We start from the raw sequence: 13,404 nt of genomic DNA, 5'->3' as shown, positions 1-13,404 counted from the left end.
GAAGCTACAATAAGAACCTCTATCGAGGCCTATCCAAGATGAGCGACCGCGGTTAAGCAAATACCGGCTGCCGCAGTCCGTAAAACTAAGGCTGTTTTTTCGAAGCTTCCGGCTCCTGATGCGATGCGGCATTTGGCGGCTCGTGCTTCGCCGCTCCGCCTGACGCAGGCTTTCCTGCGGGCTGGGCAGGGGTTGTTTTTCCGCTCGCGGCATTGGTACCGCCGTTGGCTCCTGCGGCGGCCCCTCCGCCTGCCGGTTTATTAGGGGCGTTCTGCTGCTTCTGCTGCGTTTGCGCCGCCGGCGGCTTGGCCGGTGGCGCAGAGTCGGAAGCTGGCGGTTCCGGCGCCTTATCGGACCAAGTCACCTTTCCATCCAAATCCAGCTTGGCGTTGACGGAGATCCGGGACATTTTATCAAACAGCTTGGCCCCATCCTCTTCGGTCATGCGAACCGGCTGTGCGCCTTTCGTCAAAATCGGAATCATTTGAAGATCGCATGACCGCTCCTTCGTACAGGTCGCGTTCAAAATCATCGACTCCCAAGTGGCCGGTTCCGTATTCGTCGTAAATATAAAGTTGCCAAGACTGTAAGCGATCCACTTGCCTTTGTACTGCTCGAAGCCCTGAAGCACATGCGGATGGCTGGCAATGACCAAATCCGCGCCCTGGTCGATATATTTATGCGCCAACTCCGTCTGCTCCTTGACGGGCCTATCCTTGCGCTCCACGCCCCAGTGGGCGAAGACAACGACCAGATCGGCCTCCTCGCGCGCCTTGGCTATCGCCTCGAGCGGCAGCTTGGTCGAATAGGTTTCCGCCAAGCCGGGCTTGTTGTTTCCGGCGAACCAGCCCGTTTCCGGAACGACGCGGCTAAATCCGAGGAACGCGACCTTGATTCCGTTATGTTCGATGATCTCGTGTCCGTACGCTTCCTGACTGTTTCGGCCGATACCGACACGCTTGATCCCGATTTTGTCCAGCTCATCCATCGTATCGAGCAGCGCGTCCTGGCCGTAATCCAGAATATGATTATTCGAAGCGTTGACGATGTCGAAACCGGCCTCTTTGAATGCAGGAAGCGCGTCCGGCGAGGAACGGTATATGTATTCTTTGAATTGGGGAGTGCCTCGCGTCGAGATCGGCGTCTCCAGGTTGGCGACTGTAATATCCGCTTTCGTCAAATAATCTTTGACGTAATGGTACGGATAATCCCAGCCGTTCTTCTTCAGCAAATCCTCCACCTTGCTTGCAAACATCACATCGCCCACAAACGACAGCTTGACGTCCGCAGCGGGCGGACTGACGACCGGTTTGCCGCTATCGGTCCCGACTGCCGTTCCGGCATTAGCCTCCGGCGCGGACCCCCCGGTCGACCCCGGCTGATCCTTCGCGCCGCTGCCCGGCTGTCCCGGGGCGGCCGGATTCGTCCCTCCCGGCTGCTTGGCCTGATCAACAGGCGGGCTTGCAGCGGCCGGAGGCTCCGAGGCTCTTGTCGTATCCTTCTCCGACAGCCACACCATCAAGTAGCTGAAGGAAGCGATCGTCAACACGGATAAAACCGCAATGGTGATCCACGTGTTCCGTTTATGTTTTACCGTTTTTTCCTTGCTGTATTTTTTTTTGCGAGATTCTATGAGTACCTACTCCTTTAATCGATCATTCCCCGGCATTGCGGTGCCGCAGCGCTTCATCGGTTAAAAACAGCCTATGGATTATTATAGCAAATATTAAACTTCAGGTCATGAATCCATAGAATTAAAATATCCCCACAAAGTGGGGCCTTGCTTCGAAGCTGATTCAGGTACTTTGCGGGGAGCCCCGAACTTATAATAAAAAAAAAGGATTGCCAACTGCACACCAATTTTGGTATGATATCTCTCGCGTCTCTTTTCAACTCTACGCATACACCCTCTCAAATCAGTCTTCAAGCTTTACAATTCTACTTCTTTCATTGAAGCTCTTGCTTGCTGCCGTTACCAGCAGGCCCATCACCAAGCTGCACGCAATTACAACTTCATCAGCCGGAGGTGTCTATGCTTTTTCCCGTATTAGTGAAAAAGGCGTATGCCCGAAACTTGCAGTACCGGTCCTCGCATGCGATCAATACCGTAGCCAGCGGGATATTCGGGCTTATTTACGTGTCGATTTGGAAAGGAATCGGAGATCCCGGTCAAGCGGGAGCATCCGGCTACACGCTGCAAAATGTCATTCATTACGTTGCCTTCAACCAGATCTGCCTATGGATTACGCTGTTCATCACCAATGGCCTGGGCATCGAACGCTCCGTCAGGACAGGACAGATCTCACTCGATCTGATGCGGCCGGTTCACCTGTTCTACCATTTGATGGCGCGGGAATGGGGGCAGGTCGGCTATCAGCTGCTTTATAAATCGGTGCCGATCTATTTTCTTTATTTATGGCTGCTGAACCTGCCGGTGCCGTATCATGCCGCAACCTGGCTTTGGACCGTGACAGCGCTTGTTTTGGCGGCTTACATGAATATTTGCATCAACTACTTGATCGGCGTGACCGCACTCTGGACAACGGAATCGAACTGGTTGTTTTGGGTGCATTTTTCGCTTTCGACCGTCCTGTCCGGGTTTTTGATCCCGCTGGAATGGCTGCCGGACTGGCTGCAGCGGATTAGCCGTCTCTCCTTTTACCCTTATTTACAGTATGTTCCGACCAAGCTGTATCTCGGCATGGAGCCTCCTTCCCTGCTGGCCGGTTCCGCCGTATGGAGCCTCGGGCTGACTGTGCTGTGCCTGGCGGTAACCGCCGCAGTCCGGAATAAGCTGGAGGTGCAGGGAGGATGAATATGATCCGGATGTACGGCCTATTGATTCGCGCCAGCATTCGCAGCAGAATGCAGTACAAATGGAATTTCTGGTTTTCCACCGTGCTGGCGGCGCTTATAAACGCGATGGAATTTCTGCTTATTTCCCTTATTCTGTGGAAGTTTGGCAGCTTAAAAGGCTGGTCCATTTATGAAATCGGTTACTTATATGCTACGATCCTGCTGTCCAAAGCGTTTTACCGCAGCCTGGCCAACGACGTGCATCACATTGAAAAATATTTAATTTCCGGCGACCTCGATCAGCTGCTGATCCGCCCTATTCCGCTGCTGCTTGCGCTCATGTCGCAAAACTTCCGCGTCATGGCCGGCGAATATGTTCAAAGCTGCGTCATTTTAACCATTTGTATGCAGAAAATGATGCAAACGGGACAAATCGGATGGTGGGCGATCCCCCAGACCCTGGCGCTCGTTCTTATCGGTTCCGTCATTTTATTCGCCATCGGGCTTGGTACGGCGACTGTCGGCTTCTGGATAACAAGGGTGAGCGATCTGCAAAATGTAACCGAGGATGCAGCCCGCACAGCCGTTCAATATCCGATGGAGCTGTACCCGATGTGGCTGCGAGGCATATTGCTGACCGTTATTCCGATGGGGGTAGCCAACTATGTGCCTGCCTTATATGTGCTGCGCCACGATTTCGGACATTGGCTGCTTCCTGCAACGTTGGCGTTCGCGGTTTTGTTTCTCGGAATCATGCTGCGGTTCTGGAAGCTCGGGATCAGCCGTTATCAAAGTACCGGAAGCTGAGCCTCTACGTTCAGCTTTACATCCTGCGGAAGATTTAGCCTGACCAGCCTGTTCGTTATACATGTTAATATAACGACTGAATAAAGGAGTGGTTCCATGATCCAGGTAAAAAATTTAACGAAATCTTTCCGCATTCCAATCGCCGGCAAAAGCCGCTGGCAGCGGTTCAAATCATACGTCAGCGGTGACCGTCGCGTAAAAACGGCTGTTAGCGACATCAGCTTTACGGTCCAAAAGGGCGAGTTTGTCGGCTACATCGGCCCTAACGGCGCGGGGAAATCAACGACGATCAAAATGCTGACAGGCATTTTGCACCCAACTTCCGGCGAAGTGCTGATTGGCGGCAGCAGCCCGCACAAGCACCGGCGCCAGGTTGTCCGCAAGCTGGGCGTTGTGTTCGGTCAGCGCTGCCAGCTTTGGTGGGATTTGCCCGTCCGTGATTCTTACGATATACTGGCGGAAATGTACCGTATCGAGCGCTCGATTAAAGAACGCACCTTGGCTGAACTGGGTGAACTGCTGCAAATGGACGAATTCATGGATACGCCGGTCCGCAAGCTGTCGCTCGGCCAAAGGATGCGCGCCGATCTAGCCGCATCGCTGCTGCACAACCCGGACATTTTGTTTCTGGATGAACCGACCATCGGACTTGATATCGTAGCTAAAAAGTCGATCCGCAGTCTATTAAAATCGTTAAACCGCGACTTCGGCAAAACGATATTGCTGACCACCCATGACATGGACGATATCGAACAGCTCTGCGCCCGTGTCATGGTCATTAATCATGGGCAGCTCGCCTATGACGGGACGATCGGCGAGCTTCGGGATAGAATCGGGCTGCCGACCGTCATGAAAGTCAGCTTCGCCGGCCCGGTAGCGGTTCCCGCCGAATGGAGCGGCAATTTCCTTATCGCCAACCATCAGGGCAATGAATTGACCATACAGTGCAACCGCCGCTCCATTCAGGCGATGGAAGTGCTGCGCCAGCTGGAGCAATGGGGCAGCATCGAGGATGTTCATATGGAAGAGCCTAATTTTGAAGAGGTTATTCACCGCATATATTAAAAAGCTTTATAAGCGCCGGAGCCTTGAATAGCGGATAAGACGCAAGGTCAGACCGCTACGAAGAGGGGACGGCGCTCGCTTGAATTATCCGCCCGCGAAGCGGGCATGGATATACCGTACATCCGGAAAGAGGCGAAATTGTTTTGGCGAACTGGAGAGTTAACTTATTCGTGCTATGGTTCGGACAATTTCTGGTCATGGCCGGAATGACGATGATTACCCCGTTCCTCCCTTTGTATTTGCAACAATTAGGGCTGCATGACCCGCATCAAGTTGCGACGTGGGCCGGGTTTATTTTCGCCGGCAATTTCGTCACCTCATTTATTTTTCAGCCGATCTGGGGCGGATTGGCGGACCGGTACGGCCGCAAGATGATGCTGCTTCGTTCCGGCTTCGGGATGGCGGTGGTCATGACATTAATGGGATTTGCCACCGGACCGTGGCATTTATTTATTTTGCGGATGCTGAACGGGACGATTTCGGGCTTTTTGCCTGCGGCCGTCGCCCTTATTTCAACGAATACGCCCAAAGACAGAATCGGTTTTGCCATGGGGACCTTACAGTCCGGTTCGATGGCGGGAGCAATTCTCGGCCCTTTTCTCGGAGGCTTAATGGCGGAATGGATCGGGTACCAGTACATTTTTTACATTACCGGCGTGCTGTTGTTTGCGGCTTCCTTGCTGGTCTTGTTTCTGGTCAAGGAAACGTTCGACACTGCGGCCGCCGCAAAAAAACCGAAGCAGTCGCTGGCCGAAGCCTTCCTTGCATTAAAACATATTCCGCAGCTGCCGTCCTTGTATACGGTCACATTTCTCATTCAATTTTCGCTGATGAGCACCATGCCGCTCATCCCGCTGTTTGTCCAAGAACTGCATGGACAAGGCGAATTTCTAGCCTTCTATGCCGGGCTGGTCGGGTCGGTAACCGGGTTCTCGAATATGATCGCCTCACCGCTGCTCGGCAAGCTTTCCGATCGGATCGGCCCCGAGAAAATATTGGGCGTTTGTCTGGTCGGCGCCGCCATAGCTACAATCCCGCAAGCATTCGTGCTCAATGTTTGGCAGCTTTTCGCCGCGCGCTTCTTTCTCGGCCTGTTTATGGGCGGGCTGCTGCCGACCGTCAATTCGTTGATCCGCAAATATACGCCCAACGGAATGGAAAGCCGTTCCTACAGCTTTAACACCAGCTTTTTAAGTCTGGGCAATATGATCGGCCCTGTAGTAGGCGGCTTTATATCCGGAATTTTGACGATTCAGCAGCTGTTTCTAATTTCTTCCGTGCTGTTGTTTGCCAATTCCTACTGGGTTTATTATACATTGGTTGTAAAAAACAAATCGGCTGTTGCCGGTAAATGACCCCGCTAACCGGAAATATCGCTTCTTCCTTTCGCGGACAAGCTGTACATTTTGTCAACAATCGGAAAATATTGTATACTTACCCTAACCGGAGCATAAGGTAAATGTAAAAATATGGTATGCACAACGGTTGCGGGGTGTACGCCTTGTTTACGATCTTATTTTATTTATTGGCATTCGTTGGAATATGGACGACTATACTGGCGATTTCGGCCCAAAGTCAAAAAATGTACGGGCTTGCGGGATTGTTTTGGTTCGGCGCGAGCGTACTGGGCATGTTTTCGATTGGAATTTATTTGCTCTTGCTGCCGTTCATTTTATGGACATTGGCGCTCGCGCACATGTTCGGTTGGGTACATTCGCGTTGGGGCACGGTACTCTTTATTACAATCGGCGCTGCTCTTTGGATGGTTTTTGCGCTGACATTAGGTTAATGGTCGAATGCCTTCCGTAAAGGTCTGGCACGTTTAGTTTACCGCGAGAAAAGTATTGGGGGTGCGCCGGTTGAAGGTTAGCCTGAAGAAGATTTTGTTTATTATCGTTTGCGCCGAACTGATGATTTTTTATTGGGCCTATTTGGACATTCACAAACCGGAACGGATCGTTTACAAAAACAATGAGCGTGAGCAGCCCGTGCCGGAAATCGCTCCGCCTGCGGAAACGGTCAGAGCCGACCTTAAGAAAGCATTGTGAACGAATTTGGAAGCGCTTATTGAAGCGCGCGCATGAAAAAAACACCGGCTGCTTCCGACCTCGGAGCTGCAGCGGTGTTTTGTTTATGTACGGCCGTTATGCAAAGGCTGAGTCAACGGACTCTGGCGATCGCCAAGCCATCGTAGGCCGGCAGAATGACGCCTTCCAAACGAGGATCGCCCGTCATTTTTTCGTTAAACAGGCGCATTTGGGTCACTGCGTTGCCTTTTTCCCGAGGATCCATGCTGCGGCCATGCATCAGGGTGTTATCTCCTACGATAATGGCACCCGGATTGGCCAGCTTGATCGCCCATTCCAAATAATTCGGGTAGTTGCCCTTATCCGCATCGATGAAAAAAACATCGAATCTTTGCCCTTCCTCGCCGAGCTGCACCAAGCTGTCCAACGCTTCTCCGATGCGGTATGACACCTTATCGCCCAGCCCCGCTTCCGTAAGATGCCGGTACGCCACATCCGCGTACTCCTGCTTCAGCTCCAACGAAATGAGCCTGCCGTCGTCGCTTAAGCCCCTCGCCAAACAAATGCCGCTGTAGCCGCCCAGAGCGCCGATTTCCAAAACCCGCTTGGCCCCGTTCATCTTCACAAGCAGCGTCAGCAGCTTGCCGTAGCCTGGCGCAATCGAAATTTCCGGCATCCCCTGTTCACGGATTCCTTCCTTCACCTTGTTCAGCATTGCATCCTGTTCCAAAAGCGACTCGACATACTGCTCGGCAGTCAAATTTCCCTTCATGTTCAGCCTCCCTATCATTAATTTGTGTAAACCAACCGTTTCGCCTATAATATCAAAAGAACCGATGGTACGAGGGAACTTTTTGATATTGCAAGAAATCATACCGCTAAGTCACGAATGTATCTTCGTCGAATTGCTTCGATCCGTTCCGATTTCTTATAATATCAAAAGAACCGATGGTACGAGGGAACTTTTTGATATTGCAAGAAATCATACCGCTAAGTCACGAATGTATCTTCGTCGAATTGCTTCGATCTGTATAAAAGAAGATCGCCGCTTCTCCACTTATTGTATGGTTTTTGCCAGCAGACTTCAACAAATGAATGTGTCCGGTAAGGCGCAGCGGATCGCAATATTGCGGTATCCGAACTGCCGTCTTTTTGTACATAGATATGGAGTGAGAGACGAGTGTCAGAAATTACTTTGATTGCGACCTGCGCTATGGGCCTGGAGGCCATAGTGGCGCGGGAGGTACGGGATTTGGGCTATGACCGGGTCACTGTGGAAAACGGGCGGGTCACCTTTGTCGGCGACGAGCTTGCCATCTGTCGTACGAACCTGTGGCTGCGTACAGCCGACCGCATCCTGATCAAGATGGGGCAGTTTAAAGCGCTCACCTTCGACGAGCTGTTCGAAGGCACGAAGGCGCTGCCCTGGTCCGACTGGATACCGGAGGACGGCGAATTTCCGGCCGAAGGCAGATCCCATAAATCTCAGCTGTCTAGCGTACCGGCCTGTCAGGGCATTGTCAAAAAAGCGGTCGTGGAGCATATGAAGCAGCGCTACAGCACGGAATGGTTCCGCGAGACGGGCGGCCGATACGTCATGGAGGTAGCGCTGCTGAACGACATCGCTACCTTGACGCTGGACACGACCGGTCCCAGTCTGCACAAGCGGGGCTACCGCAAGCTGATAACGGAAGCCCCGCTGAAGGAAACAATGGCGGCAGCGCTCGTGCTGCTGAGCCGTTGGCGGGCGGAACGCCCGCTGTACGACCCGTTCTGTGGGTCGGGCACCATCCCGATCGAGGCGGCGATGATCGGCTGGAATCTGGCGCCGGGCTTGCGGCGCTCCTTCGCCGCCGAGGCGTGGCCCGCCGTGCCGGAGGCCCTGTGGGCCGAGGCACGGGAGGAAGCTTTCGATCTCGTGCGGGACGACGTGCCGCTTGAGATCGTCGGCTCCGACATCGACAGCGCAGCGATCGATGTCGCTTTGGCCGCCGCCAAGGCGGCCGGGCTGGCGAAGGAACTGAGCCTGCAGGTGCTGCCGGTCGCGAAGGCCCGGCCGCGCGGCGACTACGGCTGCGTGATCACCAACCCGCCGTACGGCGAACGGCTGGGCGATCGGGACGAAGTCGAAAAAGTGCTCCGTCAGCTGGGCAGTATAACAGCCCGGCTGCCTACCTGGTCAACCTTCATACTGAACCCCAACAAACAGGTTGAGCATTATATGGGAAGACCTGCCGACAAAAAGCGCAAGCTGTTCAACGGCCGAATCGAATGCCAGCTTTACCAGTACTACGCTGCAGGCGGCCTGTACGGATGGAGAGACAATCCAAATAAAAGCAAGAGTCCCGAATCATAAGGTCGGGGCTCTATTCGTTTGGAAGCCGATATTGACGCACGCCCAGTTGGCCCACGTCACTTCCCCAGCCGGGCAATCTAAGAAAACCGCCTGACGACGTCTTTGAAAAAGCTCTATGCTGACCCCTACTCCCTGCGAGTTACCCTAACGGACACCAGAGTGTTTATTTGCTGCCAAATGAATGTTTTTCAAATCTAACGGACACAGGAGGCGCTGTTTTGCTGCAATTGGGGCAAATGAATGTCAGGCGAACCAGATAAGGTCTCACCGGTCCTTTAGAACGTCAAAAGGGCGAAATCGGGGCAAATAACGCCACTCAGGTCCGTCAACCCCGGCTTCGTCGAATCGAGCCGTTCGTACCTCGGGGATTTGAGCGTTCTCACCAGGTCATAGGCAATGCCTTCTCCGGATTGAAAAAAACTTCCCGGGATAAACCCGGCTCCCAGGCTCTGGGTGTACACTATTTTCCCTGGGTGAATATCCTGTATGTACGAGGAAAGTTCTTGGGGAGGTATTATTATAATATGTATCCTGTGTATCCGTATTACAGCATGGAAACGACCTGCAAACAGACGCCGGTCACGTTTCCGGCCCAACATCAGAACCGGCAGCCGGGCTTTGAATACGTCATGAATCCACTGCCTATATTTGATAATCCGTCTTATCGGGGAAGCGGCAAATTAGCCGGCAAAGTCGCCATTATTACAGGTGGAGACAGCGGCATCGGCCGCGCCGTCGCCGTCGCATTTGCCAAGGAAGGCGCGGATGTGGCCATTCCGTACCTGGATGAGCATCGGGACGCCGAGTATACGCGTCAGTACGTGGAGGCGTATGGAAGATCATGCCTGCTGTTGCCTGGAGATTTACGCGAAGAAGCCTGGTGCCGGGAAGTAGTCGATATCACATTAGACCATTATGGAAGATTGGATATTCTTGTCATTAATCAGGGCGTGCAGTTTCCGCAGACGAGTATTCTCGATATCAGCCGCGAGCAATTAGAGGACACGTTCCGCACCAATATATTTCCGAATTTTTTCTTGACTCAACAGGCGCTGCCGCATTTGAAGCCGGGAAGCTCGATTATTAGTACAACCTCTGTTACCGCCTATGCCGGTGCTCCGCTGCTGCTGGATTATTCCTCGACCAAAGGAAGCATCGTGTCCTTCACCAGATCCCTTTCACTTCAGTTGGTTTCCTATAGCATCCGGGTAAACGCTGTTGCTCCGGGCCCTATATGGACTCCGCTGCAGCCTTCCAGCTACTCGGCGGACTATATCCGGACGTTCGGAGCCAATACGCCGATGCGGCGCGCAGGTCAGCCCTTTGAGCTGGCTCCGACGTATGTATATTTGGCATCGGATGATTCCGGCTTTGTAACGGGCCAGGTTCTCCATGTGAACGGCGGAATTATGACGGAAACGTAAATAGCGGTTCAAGCTGATTATCATGGGCTGCGCAATTCGACTAAAACCGCACAGGTTTTAGTCTTTTTATTATGAAAGTATAAGTTTTCAGCGGAGCTGAAGCTTTCAATCATTTCAAGAAAGCCTACATTTAAATCGCGGTCGCTCATCTTGGAAAAGCCTCGATAGAGGTTTTCTTATCGGCGCAAAAGTTTTCAGCGAAGCGGATCAAACTCTTTTTCACAACAATTTCACCGCGCCGCTCATCCTCAAAAGACTTCGATAGAAGCTATTCATATAGTTTAGCCGATTAACGGCAGGCACCATATTGTCAAAATAGTACATGAATCGCCAAAACATTTTTAATACTATAATGATTTCAGGTGGGGGGTAGGATACCATTCGCTACAAGGAGAATGATTGTATTGAATCTTAATAACGATCACTTACTTGCATCCTACAAGAAAGCTCTTGAGCTGGAATTGGAAAAAGCGTTTATAGAACTTCTGGAGAAAGAACTGATGAAGAGAGGTATCGTTTTTTCACGGTTTTGCGAGGACAAGCAAGAAAGTAAGTAGTAATTAAAATTTGATGGGCGAACGGGTTCTACCCTTCACCATGAAAAAACCCCCGCCGGCGAAAGCTGGCGGGGTACGAATCGGAGTAACATAGTAACGAGCTTACACATGGGATTTATGCGTTCTCGATGCGGTAATATCTCTGCTTCGAACGGCATTGACTCCGACCGTGCAGCGCTTATCCGATGTGACTGATCCCCTGTTCGCCGTCCGCATCAGGCCAACCGTATTGCGGTATAAAACCAAGCATGTTCCGGGCTTTAGAATTGTCGAGGAAGCTTTCCCGGCCGCTGAACGGCTTCCGAATCTCCGCATCGGGATAATAGCGCGCCGCCAGCTCCATGGAGCTGATCCGGCAGCGCTGCTTGTCGTTCGCGATACAGAATACTTCGTGACCGGCAAACGAGCCCTCAATGCCTAAACGAAACGCCCGTGCGCAGTCGCGCGCATCGATAAAAGACCATACGTTCCAAGGACCTGCTTCCGGGTTTACAACCATTTCCGCATAATTTTCCTGGTTATATTCGTCTTCCCCGATGACATGCGAAATTCTGAGCGAGGCGACCGACATACCGAACCTTTTGGCCAATGCTTCCGCGGTTTGTTCACCGACCGTTTTGGACAGCCCATAGCAGTTATCCGGCGCTGTCGGATGCGCTTCATCCATTGGCAAATAAATCGGCTTCGTCTCCCGGTGGCTGAACGTAATGCCGAAGGCGCAGTCGCTGGATGCCACAGCAGCTCTACGGATGCCCTGCATTCCTGCCGCAAGCAGCACATTGTACACGCCCATCACATTATTTTGAAACACCATCGGTTCGGCAGCTCCGAATGGACTCGGGTATGCCGCAAGGTGAATGATTCCGTCGCAGCCATCCACCGCCCGCTCCGCTTGCTCCAACCGGGTCAAGTCGGCCTGCGCCTGCTCGACCGGACTTTGGTCCCAAGGGTACAGCGTAATCGCCTTCACTTCGTAGCCATGCTCCAGCAGCTCCCGAATCACATATTTGCCGACTCTGCCGTTTGCTCCGGTCACGCCTATTTTCACTCCGGTTGCTCCTTTCCAGTTTTCAATTTTTCCGTACGCGTAATCCTATCCCGTCACGGACGCACCGAAGTTCCATCCGGCGTTCGTGCCAACGTCCATTCCGGCAGCTTGTTCGTGCACGGATACCGTTCGGCCAGTTTTTCGTCAAGATCGATGCCGAGACCGGGCTTGTCGTTCGGGTACACATACCCGTCCTTCACCTGCGGGCATCCCGGAAAGACGGCCTGCAGTTCCTCGCCAAGCGGCGTCCATTCCTGAACGCCGAAATTATGGCTGCTTATATCCAGGTGTACATTAGCTGCATGACCGACCGGGGAAACGTCGCCAGGACCATGCCAGGCCGTCCGAATACCGAACGCTTCGCAGACGGTCGCCAGCTTCCGCGAAGGCGTAATGCCGCCAATTGCGCTGATGTGGACGCGGATGAAATCGATCAGCCGATTCGCAATAAGCGGCGTCCACTCCATTGGATGCACGAACAGCTCGCCCATTGCGAGCGGCGTCGCGCACTGGCTGCGGATCATATGGAAATAATCGATATGCTCGGGTGCAAGCGCATCCTCAAGGAAAAACAATCGGTACGGCTCCACGTCTTTGGCTAGCCGGACCGCGTCGATCGGCACCAGCCGCTCATGGATGTCGTGCAGCAGCTCCAGCTCGAAGCCGAAGCGGTTGCGAATATGCTCCAGCATGCGCGGCACGCTGCGGGCATAGGCTTGCGGATCGTAATAGGCCCCGTGCAGCGCGCCCTCCGGCTTATGCAGGTTGGTGTGCTTGCCGCCGTAGCCGCCCATCTGGCAGCGGATAAACCGGTAGCCCTGCTCCTTTAAAGCGCCGACGCTTTGTTCGAGCTCCTGCACGTCCCGGCCGTCCGCATGGCGATAGACGGCAGCCGCTTCCCGGCATTTGCCTCCAAACAGCTCGTACAAGGGCAAATTCGCCGTTTTTCCTTTAATATCCCACAAGGCCATGTCTACGCCCGAAAGCGCGTTGTTCAGTACAGGTCCATTGCGCCAGTAGGAGCTGACCATCGCGGACTGCCACAAATCTTCAATCCGGCTGACGTCTTTTCCGATCAGGAACGGCTTCAAGTATTGTTCGACTGCTTCAGCTACAGCCAAGTAGCGCTGGGTGAAGGTTGCGCAGCCAAGACCGTATAATCCCGGCTCGGAGGTCTCCACTTTGACGACAACCAGATTAATGTTTTGCGGTGCGGTCAAAATCGTTTTCACATCACGGATCGTTATGGGGGACAAGGGTTCATCGCTCCTCTCAGCTTTTCAAAGCGCGCCTGTAAACGGTTTCCGCACAGACTCTTTCAATA

13 protein-coding genes are annotated in these 13,404 nt (G+C 53.1%); 9 read left to right on the top strand and 4 right to left on the bottom strand.

Going from position 1 to position 13,404, the window contains the following annotated elements; genetic code table 11:
- Positions 1-85: 85 nt before the first annotated feature.
- Entirely contained in the window at positions 86-1,549 is a 1,464-nt protein-coding gene (locus E1757_RS19020; RefSeq protein WP_246079293.1) for a CapA family protein, read from the bottom strand.
- Positions 1,550-2,032: 483 nt separating this feature from the next.
- Here E1757_RS19020 and E1757_RS19015 point away from each other — a divergent pair, with 483 nt between their 5' ends.
- The 6 genes from E1757_RS19015 to E1757_RS18990 all read left to right on the top strand — a co-directional run bounded on the left by E1757_RS19015 (position 2,033) and on the right by E1757_RS18990 (position 6,716).
- The gene (locus E1757_RS19015) at positions 2,033-2,815 is read left to right on the top strand and encodes an ABC transporter permease (protein WP_133230987.1); all 783 of its coding nucleotides are present in this window, start codon (positions 2,033-2,035) and stop codon (positions 2,813-2,815) included.
- A complete protein-coding gene (locus tag E1757_RS19010; protein WP_133230985.1) occupies positions 2,812-3,603 on the top strand; it encodes an ABC transporter permease in 792 nt (263 codons plus the stop codon). The genes E1757_RS19015 and E1757_RS19010 overlap by 4 nt, the downstream gene beginning before the upstream one ends.
- A gap of 96 nt (positions 3,604-3,699) precedes the next feature.
- A complete protein-coding gene (locus tag E1757_RS19005; protein ID WP_133230983.1) occupies positions 3,700-4,668 on the top strand; it encodes an ABC transporter ATP-binding protein in 969 nt (322 codons plus the stop codon).
- 143 nt (positions 4,669-4,811) lie between these two features.
- Positions 4,812-6,023, top strand: coding sequence for an MFS transporter (locus E1757_RS19000; RefSeq protein ID WP_133230981.1), 1,212 nt, complete (start codon positions 4,812-4,814; stop codon positions 6,021-6,023).
- A gap of 146 nt (positions 6,024-6,169) precedes the next feature.
- Entirely contained in the window at positions 6,170-6,457 is a 288-nt protein-coding gene (locus E1757_RS18995) for a hypothetical protein (RefSeq protein ID WP_133230980.1), read from the top strand.
- Positions 6,458-6,527: 70 nt separating this feature from the next.
- Complete coding sequence (locus E1757_RS18990) at positions 6,528-6,716, top strand: hypothetical protein (protein WP_133230978.1); 189 nt, start codon at positions 6,528-6,530, stop codon at positions 6,714-6,716.
- Positions 6,717-6,828: 112 nt separating this feature from the next.
- On the opposite strand, the gene E1757_RS18985 is transcribed toward E1757_RS18990, so the two are convergent.
- Positions 6,829-7,467, bottom strand: coding sequence for an O-methyltransferase (locus tag E1757_RS18985; RefSeq protein WP_133230976.1), 639 nt, complete (start codon positions 7,465-7,467; stop codon positions 6,829-6,831).
- A 408-nt stretch (positions 7,468-7,875) separates the two neighbouring features.
- Between E1757_RS18985 and E1757_RS18980 the strand changes: the two genes are divergently transcribed.
- The 3 genes from E1757_RS18980 (at position 7,876) to sda (ending at position 11,032) form a co-directional block, all read left to right on the top strand.
- Entirely contained in the window at positions 7,876-9,051 is a 1,176-nt protein-coding gene (locus E1757_RS18980; protein WP_133230974.1) for a THUMP domain-containing class I SAM-dependent RNA methyltransferase, read from the top strand.
- 524 nt (positions 9,052-9,575) lie between these two features.
- A complete protein-coding gene (locus E1757_RS18975) occupies positions 9,576-10,475 on the top strand; it encodes an SDR family oxidoreductase (protein WP_133230972.1) in 900 nt (299 codons plus the stop codon).
- Positions 10,476-10,870: 395 nt separating this feature from the next.
- The gene (gene sda / locus E1757_RS37240; protein ID WP_133230970.1) at positions 10,871-11,032 is read left to right on the top strand and encodes a sporulation histidine kinase inhibitor Sda; all 162 of its coding nucleotides are present in this window, start codon (positions 10,871-10,873) and stop codon (positions 11,030-11,032) included.
- A gap of 178 nt (positions 11,033-11,210) precedes the next feature.
- Here the strand turns inward: sda and E1757_RS18965 are convergent, their stop codons facing one another.
- Both E1757_RS18965 and E1757_RS18960 read right to left on the bottom strand, forming a co-directional pair.
- Complete coding sequence (locus E1757_RS18965; protein WP_165972180.1) at positions 11,211-12,080, bottom strand: NAD-dependent epimerase/dehydratase family protein; 870 nt, start codon at positions 12,078-12,080, stop codon at positions 11,211-11,213.
- A gap of 53 nt (positions 12,081-12,133) precedes the next feature.
- Complete coding sequence (locus E1757_RS18960) at positions 12,134-13,336, bottom strand: enolase C-terminal domain-like protein (protein ID WP_133230966.1); 1,203 nt, start codon at positions 13,334-13,336, stop codon at positions 12,134-12,136.
- Positions 13,337-13,404 lie beyond the last annotated feature (68 nt).

This window comes from Paenibacillus piri (assembly GCF_004354045.1).
GTDB lineage: Bacteria > Bacillota > Bacilli > Paenibacillales > NBRC-103111 > Paenibacillus_S > Paenibacillus_S piri.
Note: the sequence above shows the minus strand (reverse complement) of the source record. Positions and strands in the feature narration are given on the sequence as shown.